Origin of the sequence: Cellulophaga geojensis KL-A, from assembly GCF_000568425.1 — a bacterium.
GTDB lineage: Bacteria > Bacteroidota > Bacteroidia > Flavobacteriales > Flavobacteriaceae > Cellulophaga > Cellulophaga lytica.
In genome coordinates, this window is the sequence record NZ_ARZX01000059.1 from 1 (window position 1) to 1,744 (window position 1,744).

General features: G+C 34.3%; 2 protein-coding genes. Both read left to right on the forward strand.

The window, feature by feature from the left end; all coding sequences use genetic code 11:
- Positions 1-299: type IX secretion system membrane protein PorP/SprF (locus tag KLA_RS17105; RefSeq protein ID WP_034647360.1), on the forward strand; the 299-nt coding region annotated here is incomplete at its 5' end.
- 12 nt (positions 300-311) lie between these two features.
- The coding region (locus tag KLA_RS17110) for a tetratricopeptide repeat protein (RefSeq protein ID WP_034647362.1) at positions 312-1,744 on the forward strand (1,433 nt) is incomplete at its 3' end.

Genomic DNA, 1,744 nt, shown 5'->3' on the forward strand with positions numbered 1-1,744 from the left:
TAAAACTTAAACCTGCCGCACTTATTAAAGCTGTTAAAGGTGCTCCTATACAAGCCGATTTGTCAGCTACTTTTTTACTTAGAGATAAATTTAGCTTTGGTGCCGCATACCGTTGGGATGCTGCTCTTAGTGCTCTTGTTGGATTTCAGCTTAGTGACCAATTAATGCTTGGTTTAGCCTATGATAAAGAAACTACTGATCTTGGAAATACCTCGTTTAATGATGGTTCTTTTGAGGTTTTTTTAAGGTACGAGCTAAGATCAAGATACAAAAAAGTAATTACGCCTAGATTCTTCTAAAAAACAAAACAAATGAAATTTAAATACATAACACTTGCCTTTTTGTTTTGTTGTGCTTTTACAAACGCACAAACCAAAAAAGAGAAAAAGGCCGATGATAAGTTTGAAAGTTACCAATACGCTGAAGCTATTGATGTTTATGAAAGACTTATTGACTTAGGATATACATCTGAAACTATTTATAGAAAATTAGCCAACTCTAACTACCTTAATGCTAGGTATGAAAATGCCGCTAAATGGTATGAGATGTTGGTTAACCTAGAAGGTGCTAACGTTGACCCTGAAGAGGTCTATAAATACGCATTATCACTAAAGTCTATTGGAGAATATGAAAAATCTGATACTTGGATGCGTAAGTTTGATGATATAAAACAGTACGACTCTAGAGCGTCTTTATTTGAAAATAATACAGACTACCTAAAAGTAATTGAAAAAAACTCGGGACGGTACAATATTAAAAACTTAGAAATAAATTCTAGTGTATCTGAATTCTCTCCTGCTTATTACAATGACAAACTTGTTTTCTCTTCTGCTAGAGATACAGGAACTGTGCGTAGAACTATTCACGAGTGGAATAACCAGCCATTTTTAAACCTGTATGCTGCTCAGTTTAATGAAGAAGGCAAACCTATTAATGCTGATAAATTAGACCGCAAACTAAATAAAAAAACACATGAATCTTCTGCTATTTTCACTAAAGATGGCAATACCATGTATTTTACCAGAAATAATTCTGATAACGGGAGATTTGCACGTGATAAAGATGGGGTTAGTAGACTTAAATTATACAGAGCTACTAAGGTAAATGATGAGTGGAAAAAAGTTACAGAATTGCCTTTTAATGGTGATGATTTTTCTGTAGCACACCCTGCCCTATCGCCTGATGAAACTAAACTATACTTTGCATCTGATATGCCTGGTACGCGTGGAATGTCTGACCTTTATGTAGTAGATATTATTGCTGATGGTACTTTTTCTGCCACTAGAGGAATGTCTGATTTGTTTGTGGTAGATATTATTGCTGATGGTACTTTTTCTGCTCCTCGTAATCTTGGCAATAAAATTAACACAGAATCTAGAGAAACATTTCCTTTTGTTTCTAAAAACAACATCTTGTATTTTGCCTCTGATGGGCATCCTGGACTTGGTGGTTTAGATATTTTTGCAACGCAAATCACCAACAATTTTAATGATTCTTATATTCTAAACATAGGTAAACCAGTAAACAGTAAACAAGATGATTTCTCTTTAATTTTTGATGAAGACACTCAAAAAGGATTCTTTGCCTCTAACCGTGATGGTGGTAAAGGGTATGATGATATTTATAGCTTTATACAAACCAAAGAGCTAAATCTTAATTGCTACAATACCATTAATGGTACTGCTGTTAATCTTAAAACGGGGGCTAGTATTGCTGATGCTGCGATCCAAGTAAAAGACAAAGA